We start from the raw sequence: 1,003 nt of genomic DNA on the forward strand, positions 1-1,003 counted from the left end.
CCGTCGACGTCGAAGATCACGGCCTTGGTGACTGTGAGGCCGCTATCTATTCCAAGCAGACTTGGCATTCAGGCTTTACTCCGGCTGATGGGGGCGCAGACGCGCCTTGTCCTCTCGCGCGATGATCACGTTGATGTCTCGTGATCGCATGCGGTCGATGTGGACGGAGGGCGTCTTGTCGTCGACGATGATGACGTCGAATTCGCTAAGGGCTGCGAAGCGATGCAGGGCGCGCCGCTCGAATTTGGTGTGGTCGGCCAGAAGGATGCGCTTGGCGGCGCAGTCAAACATGGCGCGTTTCGTGTCGACCATTTCAGGCGACTGGTGAAATACCAGATCGTCGGTGATCGCCGACATGGAGATGAAGGCGACGTCGGCGCGCAGACGGTGGATCTCGTTGACGGTAGTGCGGCCGACGAAGGCGTTGCACCAGTTGTAATATTGCCCACCGAGCGCCAGCAATGTCAGGTCCTGCATGCCCTTCAAAGCGTTGATCAGCGTCAGCGAGTTGGTGATCGCGGTGATCGGAACCTTCGCGGGCAGGTGGTCTGCCATCGGCAGTACGGTGGTGGAATCATCGAAGAAGATCGCCTGTCCGGGCTCGACGAACTGCATGGCGGCCGCTGCGATCATGTTCTTTTCCGCCGATTGTCGGCCGGAGCGGTAGACGTCGCTGGATTCGATCAGGCTGGAGGCGGCTGCCGTCACCACGCCGCGCGTCTTGCGAAACAGGCCGCGGCTGACGAGGTCGTCGACATCGCGATGCGCGGTCATGAGGCTGATGCCGAAGCGATCGGTCAGATCCTCGATCCGCATCTGTCCTTCCGCCATCACAGCCTCGGCAATCATCTGCCGGCGCACGAGCTGACGCGTCTGTCGGCTGTCGCTTGGAAATTCGTCGATGGGGAGCGCGCCTGCGCCTATCTTCTGTGTCACGATGGCCTCTGCGCTCTAACGACTGATGTGCGCGTTGTATCGCGAAGATACGCAACTGTGGAGGAAA

1 protein-coding gene is annotated in these 1,003 nt (G+C 60.6%); it reads right to left on the reverse strand.

The window, feature by feature from the left end; genetic code table 11:
* Positions 1-75: 75 nt before the first annotated feature.
* Positions 76-849 carry a DeoR/GlpR family DNA-binding transcription regulator gene (locus B3605_RS12485; protein WP_296434113.1) on the reverse strand — a complete coding sequence of 258 codons (774 nt, stop codon included), beginning with the start codon at positions 847-849 and terminating at the stop codon, positions 76-78.
* Positions 850-1,003: the final 154 nt, after the last annotated feature.

Source organism: Rhizobium sp. UBA1881, from assembly GCF_002338015.1.
Classification (GTDB): domain Bacteria; phylum Pseudomonadota; class Alphaproteobacteria; order Rhizobiales; family Rhizobiaceae; genus Rhizobium.